At 65.9% G+C, this 17069-nt stretch carries 23 protein-coding genes; 13 read left to right on the top strand and 10 right to left on the bottom strand.

The features are described from left to right. Window positions 1-27: 27 nt before the first annotated feature. Genes ACT17R_RS06160 through ACT17R_RS06135 form a run of 6 tightly spaced genes read left to right on the top strand, consistent with a single transcriptional unit; the run spans window position 28 to window position 4160 of the window. On the top strand, window positions 28-705 hold the full coding sequence (locus tag ACT17R_RS06160) for a queuosine precursor transporter (RefSeq protein WP_003041276.1): 678 nt from the start codon (window positions 28-30) through the stop codon (window positions 703-705). Continuing rightward, entirely contained in the window at window positions 702-1610 is a 909-nt protein-coding gene (gene argB / locus ACT17R_RS06155) for an acetylglutamate kinase (RefSeq protein ID WP_186402864.1), read from the top strand. Before ACT17R_RS06160 ends, argB begins: the two co-directional genes overlap by 4 nt. Before the next feature lie 45 nt (window positions 1611-1655). Continuing rightward, window positions 1656-1955 carry a YggT family protein gene (locus ACT17R_RS06150; RefSeq protein WP_003041270.1) on the top strand — a complete coding sequence of 100 codons (300 nt, stop codon included), beginning with the start codon at window positions 1656-1658 and terminating at the stop codon, window positions 1953-1955. Further along, the gene (gene folD, locus ACT17R_RS06145) at window positions 1955-2860 is read left to right on the top strand and encodes a bifunctional methylenetetrahydrofolate dehydrogenase/methenyltetrahydrofolate cyclohydrolase FolD (RefSeq protein ID WP_186402865.1); all 906 of its coding nucleotides are present in this window, start codon (window positions 1955-1957) and stop codon (window positions 2858-2860) included. The genes ACT17R_RS06150 and folD overlap by 1 nt, the downstream gene beginning before the upstream one ends. Beyond that, a complete protein-coding gene (locus tag ACT17R_RS06140) occupies window positions 2860-3534 on the top strand; it encodes a hypothetical protein (RefSeq protein WP_444809145.1) in 675 nt (224 codons plus the stop codon). The genes folD and ACT17R_RS06140 overlap by 1 nt, the downstream gene beginning before the upstream one ends. After that, the gene (locus ACT17R_RS06135; RefSeq protein WP_003041264.1) at window positions 3531-4160 is read left to right on the top strand and encodes a MarC family protein; all 630 of its coding nucleotides are present in this window, start codon (window positions 3531-3533) and stop codon (window positions 4158-4160) included. Before ACT17R_RS06140 ends, ACT17R_RS06135 begins: the two co-directional genes overlap by 4 nt. 58 nt (window positions 4161-4218) lie before the next feature. Here ACT17R_RS06135 and ACT17R_RS06130 read toward each other — a convergent pair whose 3' ends face one another. After that, the gene (locus tag ACT17R_RS06130; protein ID WP_062901680.1) at window positions 4219-4908 is read right to left on the bottom strand and encodes an OmpA family protein; all 690 of its coding nucleotides are present in this window, start codon (window positions 4906-4908) and stop codon (window positions 4219-4221) included. A 212-nt stretch (window positions 4909-5120) separates the two neighbouring features. On the opposite strand from ACT17R_RS06130, the gene ACT17R_RS06125 reads away from it, so the two are divergent. Next, window positions 5121-6446: a hemolysin family protein gene (locus ACT17R_RS06125; protein ID WP_186402867.1), complete on the top strand. Its 1326-nt coding sequence runs from the start codon at window positions 5121-5123 to the stop codon at window positions 6444-6446. 301 nt (window positions 6447-6747) lie between these two features. Here ACT17R_RS06125 and ACT17R_RS06120 read toward each other — a convergent pair whose 3' ends face one another. Genes ACT17R_RS06120 through ACT17R_RS06110 form a run of 3 tightly spaced genes read right to left on the bottom strand, consistent with a single transcriptional unit; the run spans window position 6748 to window position 8595 of the window. Next, window positions 6748-7326, bottom strand: a complete 579-nt coding sequence (locus ACT17R_RS06120) for an LptA/OstA family protein (protein ID WP_062901682.1) — start codon at window positions 7324-7326, stop codon at window positions 6748-6750. Further along, a complete protein-coding gene (locus ACT17R_RS06115; protein WP_186402868.1) occupies window positions 7323-7961 on the bottom strand; it encodes an LPS export ABC transporter periplasmic protein LptC in 639 nt (212 codons plus the stop codon). Before ACT17R_RS06115 ends, ACT17R_RS06120 begins: the two co-directional genes overlap by 4 nt. Before the next feature lie 16 nt (window positions 7962-7977). Further along, entirely contained in the window at window positions 7978-8595 is a 618-nt protein-coding gene (locus tag ACT17R_RS06110; RefSeq protein ID WP_003041249.1) for a ribonuclease D, read from the bottom strand. 260 nt (window positions 8596-8855) lie between these two features. Here ACT17R_RS06110 and ACT17R_RS06105 point away from each other — a divergent pair, with 260 nt between their 5' ends. Continuing rightward, complete coding sequence (locus ACT17R_RS06105; RefSeq protein WP_444809144.1) at window positions 8856-9653, top strand: cold-shock protein; 798 nt, start codon at window positions 8856-8858, stop codon at window positions 9651-9653. A 78-nt stretch (window positions 9654-9731) separates the two neighbouring features. Here the strand turns inward: ACT17R_RS06105 and ACT17R_RS06100 are convergent, their stop codons facing one another. From ACT17R_RS06100 to ACT17R_RS06090, 3 genes are all read right to left on the bottom strand, one after another. Next, window positions 9732-10184, bottom strand: a complete 453-nt coding sequence (locus tag ACT17R_RS06100; RefSeq protein ID WP_062901685.1) for a Dps family protein — start codon at window positions 10182-10184, stop codon at window positions 9732-9734. A 123-nt stretch (window positions 10185-10307) separates the two neighbouring features. Then, window positions 10308-10871, bottom strand: coding sequence for a hypothetical protein (locus tag ACT17R_RS06095; RefSeq protein WP_444809143.1), 564 nt, complete (start codon window positions 10869-10871; stop codon window positions 10308-10310). Window positions 10872-10979: 108 nt separating this feature from the next. Beyond that, window positions 10980-11375 carry a YkvA family protein gene (locus ACT17R_RS06090; protein WP_062903106.1) on the bottom strand — a complete coding sequence of 132 codons (396 nt, stop codon included), beginning with the start codon at window positions 11373-11375 and terminating at the stop codon, window positions 10980-10982. A 24-nt stretch (window positions 11376-11399) separates the two neighbouring features. On the opposite strand from ACT17R_RS06090, the gene ACT17R_RS06085 reads away from it, so the two are divergent. Both ACT17R_RS06085 and ACT17R_RS06080 read left to right on the top strand, forming a co-directional pair. Further along, the gene (locus tag ACT17R_RS06085) at window positions 11400-12386 is read left to right on the top strand and encodes a dipeptide epimerase (protein WP_062901687.1); all 987 of its coding nucleotides are present in this window, start codon (window positions 11400-11402) and stop codon (window positions 12384-12386) included. Window positions 12387-12436: 50 nt separating this feature from the next. Further along, the gene (locus ACT17R_RS06080; protein ID WP_186402870.1) at window positions 12437-12922 is read left to right on the top strand and encodes a MarR family winged helix-turn-helix transcriptional regulator; all 486 of its coding nucleotides are present in this window, start codon (window positions 12437-12439) and stop codon (window positions 12920-12922) included. Here ACT17R_RS06080 and ACT17R_RS06075 read toward each other — a convergent pair. Both ACT17R_RS06075 and ACT17R_RS06070 read right to left on the bottom strand, forming a co-directional pair. Next, complete coding sequence (locus ACT17R_RS06075; protein WP_062901689.1) at window positions 12919-13383, bottom strand: pyridoxamine 5'-phosphate oxidase family protein; 465 nt, start codon at window positions 13381-13383, stop codon at window positions 12919-12921. The genes ACT17R_RS06080 and ACT17R_RS06075 overlap by 4 nt on opposite strands. A 62-nt stretch (window positions 13384-13445) precedes the next feature. Continuing rightward, window positions 13446-13841, bottom strand: a complete 396-nt coding sequence (locus ACT17R_RS06070; RefSeq protein WP_062901690.1) for a VOC family protein — start codon at window positions 13839-13841, stop codon at window positions 13446-13448. 88 nt (window positions 13842-13929) lie between these two features. On the opposite strand from ACT17R_RS06070, the gene soxR reads away from it, so the two are divergent. Beyond that, window positions 13930-14400: a redox-sensitive transcriptional activator SoxR gene (soxR, locus tag ACT17R_RS06065; RefSeq protein WP_444809142.1), complete on the top strand. Its 471-nt coding sequence runs from the start codon at window positions 13930-13932 to the stop codon at window positions 14398-14400. A 59-nt stretch (window positions 14401-14459) separates the two neighbouring features. On the opposite strand, the gene ACT17R_RS06060 is transcribed toward soxR, so the two are convergent. Next, a complete protein-coding gene (locus tag ACT17R_RS06060; protein WP_062901691.1) occupies window positions 14460-14765 on the bottom strand; it encodes a hypothetical protein in 306 nt (101 codons plus the stop codon). A 173-nt stretch (window positions 14766-14938) separates the two neighbouring features. On the opposite strand from ACT17R_RS06060, the gene ACT17R_RS06055 reads away from it, so the two are divergent. Then, the gene (locus tag ACT17R_RS06055) at window positions 14939-16222 is read left to right on the top strand and encodes a methyl-accepting chemotaxis protein (RefSeq protein ID WP_186402873.1); all 1284 of its coding nucleotides are present in this window, start codon (window positions 14939-14941) and stop codon (window positions 16220-16222) included. A 109-nt stretch (window positions 16223-16331) separates the two neighbouring features. Continuing rightward, window positions 16332-17057: an aquaporin Z gene (aqpZ, locus tag ACT17R_RS06050; RefSeq protein WP_003041215.1), complete on the top strand. Its 726-nt coding sequence runs from the start codon at window positions 16332-16334 to the stop codon at window positions 17055-17057. Window positions 17058-17069 lie beyond the last annotated feature (12 nt).

Raw genomic sequence — 17069 nt, 5'->3', positions numbered from 1 at the left:
CGTCGCAAAAGCGACTATCGGGCGCCGATGACCGAACCGACCTCGACCGCGCTGCCGCGCACGATCACCCCTTCGCTTTTCCTGTTCACGATCATCTATGGCGGCATGGTCGTGCTCGCCGGCGTGCTCGGGAACAAGCAGGTCGCGCTGGGCGCCGGTCTTGCGGTTGAGGCCGGGATTTTCCCGTTCCTGATCCTCGTCGCGCTCTCGAGCACCGTGTCCGAACTGCACGGACAGGCGACCGCGAACCGGCTGGTGCTGTGGGGTTTCGTGCCGCTGATCCTGTCGATCATGCTGACCTCGCTCGTCTATTTCGTCCCCGCCGCGCCCGAGATGGACCCGGCCCGGCTGGCATCGTTCGAAATGATATTGGGACAAACGCCGCGCCTGATGGCAGCCGGTATCGTCGCCTATGGCACGTCGCAGTTTCTGAACGTGACCATCTTTTCCAAACTGCGCGGCCGTGAAGGCGCGGGGACGGGGTCGACCTGGCTCGCGATCCGCGGCGCAGTCGCCAGCGCGCTCAGCCAGATCGTTGACACGCTGCTGTTCGTCACCATCGCCTTTTACGGCGTTTTTCCGATCGCCAATCTGATGGCGGGACAGATGCTGGCGAAGGTCGCGCTGTCGATCGTCGTCATTCCGGCGGTGATCACCGGCCTCGTCGCGCTCGGCCGCAGCCTCGACGCGAAGACCGCGGAATGATGACGATGACCGATCCCACGACCATGCCCGATCTGCTGACCAAGGCCGAAACGCTCGTCGAGGCGCTGCCCTATCTTCAGCGCTATGCGGGCGAAACCTTCGTCATCAAATATGGCGGCCACGCGATGGGCGATCCCGAGGCGCAGCGCGATTTTGCCGAGGATGTGGTGCTGCTGAAGGCGGTGGGGATCAACCCTGTCGTCGTCCATGGCGGCGGGCCGCAGATCGGCGCGATGCTCAAGCAACTCGGCATCGAATCGCAGTTCGTCGGCGGGCTGCGCGTCACCGACGCCGCGACCGCGGAGGTCGCCGAAATGGTCCTGGCGGGCAAGATCAACAAGGAAATCGTCGGATGGATTGCCGGGCTTGGCGGCCGCGCGATCGGTCTGTCGGGCAAGGACGCCAATCTGGTGCTGGCCGAAAAGGTCCACCGTACCGAGCCCGATCCCAATTCGGGGATCGAACGCCACGTCGACCTCGGCTTCGTGGGCGAACCCGTCGCGGTCGACCCGACGATCCTGCAGCGGCTGTCGGCCGACAATTTTATTCCGATCGTTGCTCCCGTCGCGCTCGGCGCCGATGGCGCGACCTATAATATCAACGCCGACACCATGGCCGGGGCGATCGCCGGCGCGCTTGGCGCGCGGCGTTTCTTCCTGCTGACCGACGTGGCCGGCGTGCTCGACAAGTCGGGTGCTCTGCTGACCGATCTCGACCGTCCGGCGATCGACGGGCTGAAGGCCGACGGGACGATCACCGGCGGCATGATTCCGAAGGTTGAAACCTGCGTCGCGGCGGTCGATGCGGGGGTCGATGCCGCGGTTATCCTCGACGGCCGGGTGCCGCACGCGATGCTGCTCGAAATTTTCACCGCAAGGGGTGCAGGCACGCTCATTCACCGCTAAGAGGGCCTGCAAGACCCCCCTTTACGGAGACCCGCCTTGCTTCTCATGCTCATCCAGATCGTCGACATCATCCTGACGGTCCTGTGGTGGTTCATCATCGCGCAGGCGGTGATGTCGTGGCTGATCGCCTTCAACGTCATCAACACCCACAATGACTTCGTGGCGCAGCTGTGGATGATGCTCGACCGCATCACCGAGCCGCTCTACCGGCCGTTCCGGCGCATCATGCCCGATTTTGGCGGGCTCGACCTGACGCCGATGCTCGTCCTGATCCTGATCATCATCATTCAGGGGCCGGTGCTGGGCTATCTCGCGCGCCTCGCCTATTCGAGCGGAATGGCCTGATGTCCGTCGCGACCGAGGCGCGCATCATCGACGGAAAGGCTTTCGCGGCGGGTTTGCGCGCGCGCATTGCCGGCGCCGTCCCGGCGTTCGAAGCCGCGACCGGCCGCGTGCCGGGGCTGGCGGTCGTGCTCGTCGGCGACGATCCGGCGAGCGCCGTCTATGTCGGCTCCAAGGGCAAGGCGACGGTCGCCGCCGGGATGGCGAGTTTCGAACATCGCCTGCCCGCAACCGCAAGCCAGGACGAGGTCGAGGCGCTGCTCGCGTCGCTCAACGCCGATCCCGCGGTCGACGGCATCTTGCTCCAGCTTCCGCTGCCCGGTCATCTCGACGAGCAGCGCGCGGTGGCGACGATCGATCCCGAAAAGGACGTCGACGGGCTGACCCCGGTCAGTGCCGGACGGCTCGCGCTCGGCATCCCAGGCATGGTGCCTTGCACACCCTTTGGCTGTCTGTTGCTGTTGCAGGATGTGCTCGGCGATCTTGGCGGCAAGGATGCGGTGGTGATCGGCCGCTCGATTCTGGTCGGCAAGCCGATGGCGGCGCTGCTGCTCGGCGCCAATTGCACCGTGACCATGGCGCACAGCCGCACCCGCGATCTGCCCGATCTGGTCCGCCGCGCCGATATCGTCGTGGCGGCGGTCGGCCGGCCCGAAATGGTCAAGGGCGACTGGATCAAGCCCGGCGCGGCAGTCATCGACGTCGGCATCAATCGCCTGCCGCCCGAAGCGGGCGCGGCCAAGGGGCGGCTCGTCGGTGACGTTGATTACGCCAGCGCGGCGACGGTGGCGGGCGCAATCACCCCGGTGCCCGGCGGTGTCGGCCCGATGACGATTGCCTGCCTGCTGCGCAACACGCTGGTCGCCGCGCACCGCCGCGCCGGCCTCGCCGATCCGGAGGGGTTCTGATGCGCCGACTACTCCTTGCCGGGCTTGTGCTGACCGCGCTCGTCGGTTGCGCGCAGCAGGGGCCGGAGGCGCGCAAGCGCCCGCTTTCGGCGAATCCGAGCGGCTTTATCGCGGCGGAAATCGCCTTCGCGCGGCTGGCGCAGGAAAAGGGGCAATGGACGGCCTTTCGCGAAACCGCGGCGCCCGAAGCGGTGATGTTCGTGCCGCAGCGGGTCAACGCCCGCGACTGGCTGAAGACGCAAAAGGATCCGGCCGAGGCGGTGCGCTGGCAACCGCACAAGGTGTTCGTAAGCTGTGACGGCAACAGCGGCGTGACGACGGGCGCATGGCAGAAGGGTGCGGCGCAGGGATTCTTCACCACCGTGTGGTCGCGCGATCCGATGAAGGGCGACATGCGCTGGCTGCTCGATTCGGGCGATGCGCTTGCGACCCCGCGCGTAGCGCCCGACTTCATCGAATCGAAGCAGGCGACCTGCACCGGCAAGCCGGGCGTCACGGTGACCGCCGCCGCGGAGGGTGACGATATGATGGTCGGCATGTCGCGCGACCAGACTCTGAACTGGACTTCGGTCGTGCGCCCCGACGGATCGCGCAGCATCACCGTGCGGCTGTGGGACGGGCATGACATGACGACCGTTATCGATGACCGCATCGCGGCTCCGAAGCAGCCATGATCGACCTTTTCATCTCGGCCTTCGTGACGCTTTTCGTGGTCATCGATCCGCCCGGCTGCGCGCCCATCTACGCCAGTCTGACGACGGGAGCCAGCGCGGCGCAGCGCCGGTCGATGGCGATCCGCGCGACACTGATCGCCGGTTTCATCCTGATCTTCTTCGCGATGTTCGGCGAGGCGCTGCTCAGTTTCCTGCACATCGATCTCGACAGTTTCCGCATCGCGGGCGGGGTCATGCTGTTCATCATCGCGATCGACATGGTGTTCGAAAAGCGTACCGAGCGCCGCGAACAGCGCGCCGAAAAGCTGATGGCAACGCCCGAGGTCGAAGATGTATCGGTGTTTCCGATGGCGATGCCGATGCTCGCGGGGCCGGGATCGATTGCGTCGGTGATGCTGCTGGTGTCGCAGAACAGCGGGCTTGACCGCGCGCTGGTGATTTTCGGCGCACTGCTGCTCGTGCTTCTGCTGACGCTCGCCGCGCTGCTGCTCGCCGGACCGTTCATGCGCTTGATCGGCAACAAGGGCGAGGCCGTCATCACCCGCCTGCTCGGCGTGCTGCTCGCGGCGCTCGCGGCGCAGTTCGTCATCGACGGGCTGAAAGCGAGCTTCTCGAGCCTCGCCTGACACGGTAAAGGGCGCCGCCACCCGGCGACGCCCTTTCCATCCTCCACGGGAATGGACTTTATCGTGCGGCGGCCACGTCCGCCTGCGTCACCGGCGCAATGCGGATTTCGACGCGGCGGTTGCACTGATAGTCGGCCTGCGTGCGTTCGGGTGCGCATTTGAGCTGCGTTTCGCCATAGCCCATCGTCGCCATGCGCGCGCGGTTGACGCCGCGACCTGCCAGATAGTCGGCGACCGACGCCGCGCGCCGTTCGGACAGCCCCTGATTATAGGTTTCGCTGCCCTGCGAATCGGTGTGGCCGTAAACGTCGATATAGGTGCTCGGATATTCCGACAGGGTCGAGGCGACGCTGTCGAGCGCGCCCCGGAACTGCGACTTCACGACCGCGCTGTTGAGGTCGAATGTCACGTCGCCGGGCATGTTGAGCACGAGCTGGTCGCCCTGGCGTTCGACATCGATGCCGGTGCCCGCGGTGCGTTCGCGCAGCTTCTTTTCCTGCTGATCCATATAATAGCCGACGCCCGCGCCGGCGACGGCGCCGATGCCCGCGCCAAGGATCTTTTCGGTCCGGTCATTGCGTCCGCCGACGAGATCGCCGAGCAGATAGCCGCCGAGCGCGCCGCCGATGCCGCCGATCGCGGCCTTGGAGATGCGCTGCTTGCCCGTTTCGGGGTCGGTGACGCAACCGGTCAGCGTGAGCGCGCCAAGGCTGGCGACGGCCGCTAGCTTGATCGTCCTCTTGTTCATTTCTGGCTCCCTTTTTTGGGCATCGCCGGTCCATGCGATGCCACGACCACAAGGATAACATATGATCGCGCTTTCCGTTCCGTCATTCATGCTGAACGCTGGCTGAGCGTGCCGATGTCGTCGCCATTGTGCAGCACCGCGGCTTTGGCCTATAGGACCGGCATGACCGAAGCTGACAGGGGCCGGGCGCGCCAGCGCCGTACGACCGCCCAATGACCCCTTTTCCCTGGGCGGATGTGGCGATCATCCTGATCCTTATCCTGCTCAACGGCGTTTTCGCCATGTCCGAACTCGCGATCGTTTCGGCGCGCGACCCGCGGTTGCAGGCCGCTGAGAAGCGCGGCAGCAGTGGAGCGCGGATCGCGCGTCAGCTTGCCTCCGACCCCGGCCGCTTCCTGTCGACGGTGCAGGTTGGCATCACGCTGATCGGCGTGCTGACGGGCGCCTATTCGGGGGCCAGCCTGGGCCAGCCCGTCGCCGAACGGTTGCAGGCATGGACCGGCCTTGATGCCGACACCGCGCGCACGGTTGCGTTCGCCCTCGTCATCGCGCTTACGACTTATGCCTCGCTGATCGCGGGCGAGCTTGTCCCCAAACAATTCGCGCTGCGCGCACCCGAACGGATTGCGATCTTCGTCGCGCCGATGATGTTTTGGCTTGCGCGCATTGCGGCTCCGCTGGTCTGGCTGCTCAACAACAGTTCGGGTCTGGTGTTCCGCCTGCTCGGTCTCAAGCGCGAATCGGACGATCAGGTGACCGCCGAGGAACTGCACCTGATCGTCGCCGAGGCGTCGAAATCGGGCGTGATCGAGGAGAGCGAGCGCGCGATCATCTCGGGCGTCGTGCGGCTTGCCGACCGGCCGGTGCGCGAAGTGATGACGCCGCGCAAGGATGTCGACTGGATCGACATCACGCTCGACGCGAAGGGTGTGCGCGACAAGCTGCTCGAAACGCCGCACAGCCGTCTGCCGGTCGCGCGCGGGTCGGTCGACGATATCGTCGGAGTCGTGCAAGCGCGCGACATCGCGGCGGCGCTGTTCCGTGGCGACCCGATAGACCTCGAGCGGCTGATGCGCCGCGCCGCGGTCATCCACGACCAGATCGATGCGATGGACGCGCTCGCGGCGCTGCGCCTTGCCGAAGTGCCGATGCTGCTCGTTCACGACGAATATGGCCATTTCGATGGACTGGTGACGCCCGCCGACCTGATGTCGGCGATCGCGGGTGAGTTCGCGTCCGATCAGGATATCGGCAGCGAACCCTTCGTCGTCGAACGCGAGGATGGCAGCCTGCTGATCGCCGGGTCGATGCCCGCCGACCAGATGGCCGAGCGGCTGGGGATCGAACTCGACGACGACCGCGACTATGCGACCGCCGCGGGCCACGCGCTCGCGATCCTCAAGCATCTGCCCGAGGAAGGGGAGGCCTTCACCGATCGCGGCTGGAGGTTCGAGATCGTCGATATGGACGGCCGCAAGATCGACAAGCTGCTGGTCAGCGAAATGCGCAAGCCCAAGGTCGAAGCCGAGGGCGATTGATCGGGGTTCGCGGCCTCAACGGCCGGGACTGAAGTGGCAACTGGCCGTTTATCGGGGTCGCGTCGGTCCGACATGATGCATCACCGCTTCCGCGAGTTTTCGCTCCTCGCGGGTCGGACGGACCGGCTCGGTTTCGGGCGTCGCGTGGCGCCGTCCGAACATCGGGCGGCGGACAGGAAGCAGGGGGGCATAACGCATCGGAGCACGCCTTGATCGCACGGCCGCCCCCCGGCACCGCAATGGGTCTGGTCCCCGAAACCATTCTTGCGCGCGCGGCTTGCGCGACGCTTAACGGACAGCGTTACTGGTTTCTTTGCGGTACGCTGAAGGTGCCCTTGACGCGGCCGCCCGAACCGTCGGTGACCGGATTGCCGTCGGGGCCGCGGGCAGCGCCGCGACCGTCGACCGTCGCGCGTCCGCTGTTGAGGTCGATTACAAGTCGTCCGCCCGACAGGCGGTTCGCGCCCTGCGTTAACTGGACATTGCCGACCATCGTGATCAGCCGCCGGTCGAGATCGTAGATCGCGACATTGCCCTTTGCCGTTTCATTGCCCTTGGTGACGGTGACGCCGCCCGTCGCGTCGAGCCGGTTGACGTCGGTGTTGCCGGCGCGGGTATAGGCGACGGTCATGCGCGGTGCGACCACGGTCAACCCCGCCTGCGTTACTCGCACGCCGCCCGCCAGTACGACGCGGTCGGCGCGATCCTGCACCTCGATGCTGCCCGCGTCGAAATCGACGGGGGCGTTGCTGTTGTGATTCGCCAGCGCCTGCGCATAGGCCGCGCCGCCGCCATGTCCGCTTGCCAGAATCGCGAGGCTGGTCAGCACGAAGCTGGCGCCGGCCAGCGTCAGGCTCTTCACGGTCCAAAGCCCCTTCATTTGAGCGCTCCCTGGTTGATCCGAAGATGGGCGTTCCCCGACAGGCGGACGATCCGCTGGTCAAGGTCGGCGGTCAGTTCGTTGGCCGAAAAATTACCGATGTTCAACGCGCCATTGACGCCGCCGGTGCCGACGAGGCTGCGATTCTTGAGGTCGATGGCGACATTGTTCGCATCGATGCGATAGCCGTCGGCGCCCTTGACTTGTACCAGTCCCGGCACGGTCACCTGTTCGCTGTCCATGTCATATTGTCCGTTCGCGGCGGCGATCGTCGCCGGGCCGTCGGCCAGCTTGATTGCCCCGGACAGTCCGTTCATCCGCACGATCGGTTCGGTCGAGCTTTTCTGCACCGCGCTATCTGCGATGAGCGCAAAGGGCTGGCCTTTGGTGTCCTGGCCGCGATATTCGGCACGCACGACCTTCATCCGCTCCTTCGCCACCTCGACCTTGTCCTTGGCGAGCAGGAAGCTGACCTCGCTGCGCTGGGTGAAGGGCGAAAAGACGAGCACCGCCGCAACGACGCCGATAACGAGCGGCAGGCCGTAGCGCAAAATGCGCACCACGCGGTCGTGGCGCGACCCGCTGGCCGCCCACAGGCGGCGCATCGTGCGGTCGATTTCGGCGCGTTCGGACACCCGCGGCGGCTCCCCGTCAGCTATGCGCGAAGATGTCGACCTCGGGCCATCCGGCGAGGTCGAGCGCGGCGCGCGTCGGGAGGAAATCGAAGCAGGATTGTGCGAGTTCGGTGCGCCCCTCGCGCGCGAGGCGGGCGTCGAGCACCTCCTTCATTGCGTGCAGAAAGCGGACATCGCTCGCGGCATAGTCGCGCTGCGCCTCGCTCAGTTCGGCAGCGCCCCAGTCGCTCGACTGCTGCTGCTTCGATACATCCTGTCCCAGCAGTTCGCGGACCAGTTCCTTGAGCCCGTGGCGGTCGGTGTAGGTGCGCACCAGCTTCGACGCGATCTTGGTGCAATAGACGGGGGCGGTGACAACGCCGAGCGCCTGCTGCATCGCGGCAATATCGAAACGGGCGAAATGGAACAGTTTCAGCCGGTCAGGATCAGTGAGGATCGCCTTGAGGACCGGTGCGTCATAGCGGCTGCCGGGGCCGAATCGCACCAGATGCTCGTCGCCCTTGCCGTCGCTGATCTGGACGAGGCACAGCCGGTCGCGCAGCGGGTTGAGTCCCATGGTTTCGGTGTCGATCGCGACGGGGCCGGGGCCGATCGCGCCTTCCGGCAGATCTTCTTCGTGGAAATATACGGTCATCGACTTGCCTTAGGCGAAGCGGCGGCGCCGCTCAATGACTGGTTTTCGCGGTACCGCCCCTCGGCGCCAGCGCTACGGCAAAGCTTGGAAATCCGCCGATCGCGGCTTTGAATTTTCTGTTCGCAGATGCCGTTCATATAGGTTATATATTGCGCCGTTAGCGGCACGGGGCGAGTCTGTGCCCATGGTGAACTGCGTCCCCGTCCGGCGCAAGGAGCCGGTTCAATCGGGTGTGGACGACCGAAAGCGACTACTAAGCAATGAGTTTCAACAAGGATCGCCGTGGCCATCGCGGACGCGGCAAGCGCGACGACTTCGGCAATTTCGACAGTTTCGAACCGGCACCTTATGGCGGCGGCGGCTTTGGCGGTGGCGACCGCGGTGGTTTCGGTGATCGCGGCGGCTTCGGTGGCGGCGATCGTGCCGGCGGCGATCGTGGTGGTGGTTTCGGCGGTGGCGATCGCGGCGGCTTCGCCGGCGGCGGTCGCGGCGGCTTTGGCGGTGGCGGCGGCGGTGCCCGCGGCGGCATGCCGGCACAGGTCGTCGGCGAAGGCCAGGGCCAAGTGAAATTCTTCAACCCCTCGAAGGGCTTTGGCTTCATCGCGCGCGACGATGGCGGTGAAGACGTGTTCGTGCACATCAGCGCGGTCGAACAGGCGGGACTGCAGGGCCTCGCATCGGGTCAGCCGCTCGGTTTCACGCTCGTCGAACGCAACGGCAAGGTGTCGGCCATCGATCTCAAGATCGATGGCGAACCGATGCCTGTCGAGGACTTCGCCCCGCGTCCGCGCGAGGATCGTCCCGCTGCGGGCGGTGCGCGCGGCCGGCGTCAGCTGACCGGCGAACGCACGTCGGGCACGGTGAAATTCTTCAACACGACCAAGGGTTTCGGTTTCATCGCGCGCGATGACGGACAGGCGGATGCCTTCGTCCACATCAGCGCGGTGCAGCGCGCCGGCATGGCGGGCCTCGAAGAAGGCGACCGCGTCGCTTTCGACATCGAGGTGGATGATCGCGGCAAATTCGCCGCGGTGAACCTCCAGCCGACGCAGGACTGATTCGGCGTCCACCGGATGAACGAAGGGCGGCCCCGCAAAGGGCCGCCCTTTTTCGTTACCGGTGGTCTGCGCAGCCCCTCAGGCGAGGGTGGCCTTCAGGAACCAGATACGCTGCTGCGTTTCGTCCGCCCAGCCATCGACCAGGCCGCTCGTCGCAATGTCGCCATCGGCTTCGGCCGCCGTCTTGGCATCCTTGAGCTGGGCGAGCAGCGTCTCGTTGTCGGCGGCAAGGTTGCGCACCATCGTTTCGGCGTCGACGCTCGCTGCGTCGTCGTCCTTGATCGACTGGTGACGGCTGATGTCGCCGATCGAGCGGAGCGTCGCTGCGCCATTCTTGCGCACACGCTCGGCGATCAGGTCGGTCGTCGCGAGGATCTGCGCTGCCTGCTCGTCGAACAGAAGGTGCAGGCTGCGAAAACTGGGGCCCTTGACGTGCCAGTGATAATTTTTGGTCTTCAGATAGAGCGCGAAACTGTCGGCGAGCAGCGCGTTCAGCGCATCCGCAACGGCAGGCTGATTCTTGTTGGACATGGGAAAGCCTCCTTTTTCTGCTTCCCGGCCAATATAGTGCCGTAGCGGCAAAGCTGCCCATGAAGCCTGTTCGATGCTGTGATCGATAAAATCGATTACTCGGCGCCATAATCGGATTTTCTGTCAGAGACCGAAGGCGCGCATCGCGGCGTTGAGGCCCCATAGCGTGAGAATCGCGGCGCTCATCAACCGGGCGATCCGTGCCGCGGCCTGATCGGCGAGCGCGGCGCCAAAAGCGAGGAACGGGACCAGCGAGAGCGTCCAGCCGATCAGCCCCCCCGCGGCCGCCCACAGCCCGGCGCCACTCGTCGCCGCCAGCGCGCCGATCAGGAAATGGCTGCGGTCGCCGAGTTGAGCCAGAAACAGCCGTGCCGCGAGCGAGGGCAACGGAGCTTCTTCCAGACTTAGGACCGCCGGGCCGAGGCGCCCCCGCCAGACGAGCGCGACCGCCGCACCGAGCAACGCGAAGGCGAGCAGCAGCGCTACGATACCCTGACCGATCACCCGGTTTGCTGCCGTCCCCGCGACCGCCGCGATGGTCGCATTGGCCAGAAAGGCGGCGAAGGCAATCGCGACGACGGCGCGGCGATCCCCGCGCGCCGCCATCACCTGCGACAGCAAACGTCCGGTTCGGCCATCGGCGTTGGCTAGCAATACCGCGACGAGGGCAAGCATGATGGCATCCATGACGACCAGCCTACTCCAGCTATGGCAGCGAAGAAACGGGGCGGCAGAAGCATCGCAGGGCGCGGAGGATGCGCACGCCGGCCGCCTCCCGACTTCGAATCCCGCCCATCAATGCCAAGGCGAGGTCCGGACCGCCCAATAGACGAGGTAGAGCAGCCCTGCCCACAACAGAAGGATGAAGGCCATGCCCGCGCGGCTCGAGGGGCGCTCGCTCGCAAGCTCCGCCGCTGCATGCAATTCGCTCCACAGCGGATCGGGGATCATCTGTCGGACCAGCCACAGACCCGCTGGGACGATCAGCAGATCGTCGAGCCAGCCGAGTACAGGGACGAAATCGGGTATCAGATCGATCGGCGACAGCGCATAGGCAGCGACGGCGACCGCCAGCAGCCTGGCAATCAGTGGCGTCCGCGGGTCCCGCGCGGCGAGCCACGCGGCGTGCGCCTCGACGGAAAGCCGATGGCCCAGATCGCCGATGCGTTCGGAAAGGGATTTGCCCGTCATCGCGTCGCACATTAGTCTTCCTGCATGGCTATCCAACTGAAAAGCGCACGCGTCGAGCGTTGGCCCGTCGCGGGCGAATTCGTCATCAGCCGCGGTGCAAGCGACCATGTCGATGTCGTCGTCGCCGAAGTCGAGGAAGACGGCGTCGCCGGGCGCGGCGAGGGAACGCCGATCTACTATCAGGGCGAAGATGCGGCCGGCTGCCGCGACGCTCTGCTGCGCGTCATGCCGCATCTCGCGGGACTGGGCGCGGCGGCCGCGCGGGCAGCGGTGCAGGAATTGATGGGGGCGGGTGCGGCGCGCAACGCGATCGACTGTGCGCTATGGGATCTCGAAGCGCGCCAGCGCGCCGTCCCGCTGTGGCAGCTCGCCGGCTGCGAAGCGCCGGCACCGCGCGTCACCGCCTTCACCATTTCGCTCGGCGGCCCTGGCACGATGGCGGCGCGAACCGAGGAAGCGGTGATGGCGGGCTATCGCCTGTTCAAGATCAAGCTGGCCGGCGACGCCGAAGATCGCGCGCGCGTTGCCGCGGTGCGGGGCGCGGCGCCCGGCGCCCGCCTGATCGTCGATGCGAACGAGAGCTGGGGCGCGCTCGACCTGCTTCCTGAGGTCGAGGCGCTCGCCGACCTCGGAGTCGAAATGATCGAGCAACCGGTGCCGGTCGGCACCGACGTGCTGCTCGACGGCATCTATGCCCCGCTGCCGTTCATCGCCGATGAAAGCTGTCATGTCGCTGCGGATGTGCCGCGCATCGGGGCCTTTTACGACGGCGTGAACATCAAGCTCGACAAGGCGGGCGGGCTGACCGAGGCACTCAAGCTGGCCGATGCCGCCGACGCGGCGGGTCTGAGCATCATGGTCGGCTGCATGCTGTCGACCAGCCTGGCGATCGCGCCGGCGTATCTGCTCGCGCAGCGGGCGCGATGGGTCGACCTCGACGGCCCCGCCTTGCTGGCGCGCGATCGCGCCGATGGCTTCAGCTTCGCCAATGGCGAAATTAGTCCATTTTAATGATAGTAAATTATATTGACTAAATGGCCGAAGCGGGAAATATTCGCCGAATGAGCAATTCGGACACCGCCCGCCACCGCGAGATCGTTATGCCCGCCCTTCTGCGCCATGCGCGCACCATCTATGGCGGAGCAATGCGCCGGGCGCTTGATCGCGCCGGATTTGACGACATCCCGGCAAACGGGCTCTATGTGATCGGCGGTTTGGCGCTGGGGGCGGAGGAGGTGCCGCTGGGGGCTCTGATCCGCGATCTGCGCATATCGAAGCAGGCGGCGGGGCAGCTTGTCGATACGCTCGTCATGCGCGGCTATCTAGAGCGCCAGGCCGATCCCGCCGACCGGCGCCGACTGACTGTGCGCCTGACCGAGCGCGGCGCCGAGGCGGCGACGATCCAGGGTCAGGCGCGCGATGCCATCGACGCGAAGCTCGCGGCGCGGGTCGGCGCCGAGGACGTCGCCGCCGCGCGCCGCGTCCTCTATGCGCTGGTCGAGATGGGGATCGAGGCCCGCGAGCGCGATGCGGCTTCTTCGTCCTAAAGCGCCACCTCGGCATGGCTGCCGAGTTCGCCTTCCTTCACCGTCGATCCGGTCATCAGGCGGAACAGACCCTTGATCCCGGCCTCTGCGGTCCAGATTTCGGCATCGTCGAGATCGAAGCGCAGCATCAGCAGGTCCGGGTCATCCTTGCCGCCTTCGTACCAGGCCTCGACCGGCTTCGACCAATATTTGTCGATCGTCGCACGGTCGGTCACCGGAGTCAGCGTGCCGGAGACGCATGCGAACAGGTCATGGCCTTTGGCGACATATTGCGCCATCGCGCGCCCGCCTGCGGCGAGACGGCCACTCTTGGCGTGGAAAAAATGGAAATAGCCGTCATTGTCTTTGTCGAGCTGCGCGGTCATCGGGATCGCATGGGCGTGACCGGCGTCGAGCGCGACCATCAGATAGGGATTGTCGGCCATTTCCTTCCAGAAACGCTGTTTGATGTCCTTGCTCATCGGGGAGGCTCCTTTCTGCTTGTGTCATGCTAACGCGCGGAGCCGCCCCGATGTTGCGCGCTTTAGCGCGCGGGCCGCGCGGCGTAGCTCACCACCTCATATTCGATGCCGTCCAGGTCGAAGAAATAGAAGCGGCGCCCGGGTTCGTAAACGCCGTGATTAAAAGGGCGCAAACCGGCATCGACCACTTTCGCCTCGATCGCATCGAGATCGTCGACCTGGATGCCAACATGGTTGAGCGGTTCGCCTTTCGCGAAATGCGCGTTCGCATGAAGGCCGTCGGGACCGGTGTAGAATGCGACATAGGCCTCATCCGATCCGACGTGGATCGACATGCCGCCGTCGCGCGCCGGCCCGCGCCAGCGTTCGTGCCAGCCGAAGATCCGCGCCATCAGCGCGGCGCTGCGTTCGGGGTCGCTGACGGTCAGATTCACATGTTCGATAAAGGGATGCGTCACGGGCTGAAACTCCTGATTCGGGTTGACGCAGACAGATATGAAAGTTCAACTAAGCTTTAGATCAAGCATATTTCGCGAAGGGGCTTTCGTGCACCGTACCGACCTTCTGCCCATCGGCGAGCTTGCCGCACGAACCGGCGTTGCGGTGTCGGCGATCCGTTTCTACGAAGCGAAGGGACTGATCGCGTCGCTGCGCACGGCGGGCGGACAAAGACGCTTTCTGCGCGCCGACACGCGGCGCCTGTCGTTTATCCTTATCGCGCAGCAGATGGGGCTCAGCCTCGACGAGATCGCGGCGGAACTGGCGCGCCTCCCTTCGGAACGTACCCCCAATGCCGCCGACTGGCGCCGGATCAGCACCGGCCTGCGCGCGCGGATCGACGCACAGATCGCGGCGCTGGAACGGACGCGCGACCTGCTGGACGGCTGCATCGGTTGCGGTTGCCTGAGCCTGAAGAAATGCGGGCTTTATAACGCCCGGGACAAGGCGGCGCAGCGCGGCGCCGGCCCGCGCTATCTGCTGGGCGACCGATCGGGCGACATTGCCGATGCGCGATAGGGCGCAAGGAAGTAGGGATTATTCGCTGTTGCCACGGAGGCGGCCAGGTCGCGCCGGGCTTACATCGGTTCGGCCATCACCGCTTCGATTTCATGGTTCAGCACTTCGGCGCGGCGGCATTGATCGTGGTCGCCGCGCTCGCATTTTTCAGCCGCCTTGTCGCGCTGGCGCGAAAGCTTGCCCAGCCTCTCCTCGCGTTCGCGCATCGCCCGGCCGCGGTTGCGGTCGGCCTCGTCCTGGCTGGTGGTCGACCAGTCGACGACCTGTCCTGCGGCCTTCACCGGCGCGGTGACGACCGATTTCACGGTGCTTACACAGCCCGCAAGCAGGGGCAGCGCCAGCATCGCCCCGAACCATATCCGCATCGTCCTTCTCCTCGGCGTCCGGCGTTGCACATTGCCGCAGCAATGGCCAGCGGCTTGCGGCCAAAAGTGCAGCCTTTCGGCGCTTCTGTCATATCACTGAAACAAATAGTTAAATTCGCATTAACCCTCTTGGCCTAGGTCGCCCTGCATCGCTTTGCAGTCAAGAGAGACAGATGACGCCCCCCGATCCGCTATTGGCCCCCGCGACCGGACATTCGATGGCGATCGCTCACGATGCGCATCTGTCGGCGGTGATCGACATTTTCCGGGCGCAGCCGCAGTTGCGCGTCCTGACGATCGTCGACGCCGCGGGCCATCCGGTCGGAATCATCCGCGAACAGCGCGTGCGCGAATTGCTCTTTTGTCCCTATTGGTTTTCGCTGATGCAAAACCCGTCGATCGGGGGATCGATCGCCTCGCTCATCGATCCGTGCCAGATCGCCGATGTCGGCGAGAGCACCGCCGCGCTGCTGAGGATCGCCGCGCAGTCGGCGGCGCAGGAACTCGTGCTTGTCGATCGCGGCCGCTTCGTCGAAACGCTCGACTCGGCGCAACTGTCGAAATTGGCCATGCTGCGCGAGATCGAGGTGGCGCAGGAACGCAGCGCGCGCGCCGCGACGGTCGAAGCAAGCGGGCGCCGCTTCGAACAGGATATCAGCGCGCTGACCGCGACGCTCGCCGAGATGGCGCGTGAGGCAGAGGCGGTGGCGCAGGGGCTGGGGACGCGTGCCGACGAGACGGGGCGCGACGCGGTGTCGGTCGCGGGCGCAACCGCCCAGACGCTCGCGGGGCTTCAGGAGCTTGGGGATCGGGGGCGGGGGCTCGCCGCCAGCATGGCGCGCATCGTCGCCGACGGCACCCGGGCGCGCGACGTGCGGCGTCACGCCCATGCGCGCGTCCGGTCGGCGAGCGAGCGGGCGACCGCGCTGCGCGAGGCGAGCCAGTCGATCGAGCATATGCTGCGCCTGATCATCGACATGGCCAGCCGCACCAACATGCTGGCGCTCAACGCCGGGATCGAGGCGGCGCGCGCGGGGGAGGCGGGGCGCGGCTTCGCTGTCGTTGCCCAGGAAGTGAAGAATCTCGCGGCGCAGACCCGTGCCGCGGCAAGCGACATTTCGCCCTTCATCGACCATATTCGCGAAATCGTCGGGCAGGTTGCCGAAGGCTTTGCCGAGGTCGAACGCGCGATCGAGGCGAACAACGCCTTTTCGGATGCCGTCGATACGGCGGTCGACGGCCAGAGCGCGACGACCCTGCTGATCGCAAGCTATGTCGAGCAGGCGGTTGCCGCGGGGAAGGAGATCGACACGCGCGTCCATCAGATCGGCCGCGGCGCCGCGGCGGTCGGACAGGAGGCGATTGCGCTCGGCGAATTGTCGTCGGGGCTGACCCGCGCGGCGCGATCGTTGCATCAGCGCGCGAGCCAATTCGTCGAGACCGTCGCTGCGGCCTGAATCCCGCCGCGGGACATATGGTTTACAAAGACTTGCCGGGGGCATGGGCTGTGATAGGTTGCTCCCGCGCCCGCGGCGCTTCCGGCCCCGGGCGGGAGGGAGGGTCCATATGACCAATATGCAAAAGGGTCTGGCCGAGTTTATCGGCACATTCTGGCTTGTCTTCGGCGGTTGCGGCAGCGCGGTTCTAGCGGCGGCCTTTCCCGATGTCGGCATCGGATTGCTCGGCGTCGCGCTCGCCTTCGGCCTGACGGTCGTCACCATGGCCTATGCCATCGGCCATATCTCGGGCTGCCATCTCAACCCCGCGGTCACGGTCGGCCTTTGGGCCGGCGGCCGCTTTCAGTCGCGCGACATTCCACTCTATGTCGTCGCGCAGGTGCTGGGCGCGATCGTCGCCGCTTTTCTCCTCTATTATATCGCGAGCGGAAATCCCGATTTCGATCTTGCGACCAAGGGCCTCGCTGCCAACGGTTTCGGCGACGGCTCGCCCGGCCATTACGACATCTGGTCGGCGCTGATTATCGAGGTCGTGCTGACCGCCGGCTTCCTGTGGGTCATCATGGGTTCGACCGACGGCCGCGCACCCGCGGGTTTCGCGCCGCTGGCCATCGGCCTCGCGCTCACGCTCATCCACCTCATCTCGATCCCGGTGACCAACACCTCGGTCAATCCGGCGCGCAGCACCGGCCCGGCGCTCGTTGTCGGCGGGCTGGCGCTTCAGCAGCTCTGGCTGTTCTGGCTCGCACCTCTCGCCGGCGGGCTTGCCGGCGGCTGGCTCTACAAGACGCTGGGCGCCGATCGCTTTCCCAAGCCCGATATCGAGGGCGAATGACGGACGGACCGG

The organism is Sphingopyxis sp. Q841 (genome assembly GCF_052384365.1).
Classification (GTDB): Bacteria; Pseudomonadota; Alphaproteobacteria; order Sphingomonadales; family Sphingomonadaceae; genus Sphingopyxis; species Sphingopyxis terrae_A.
This window is presented reverse-complemented; position numbering and strand designations above follow the sequence as displayed.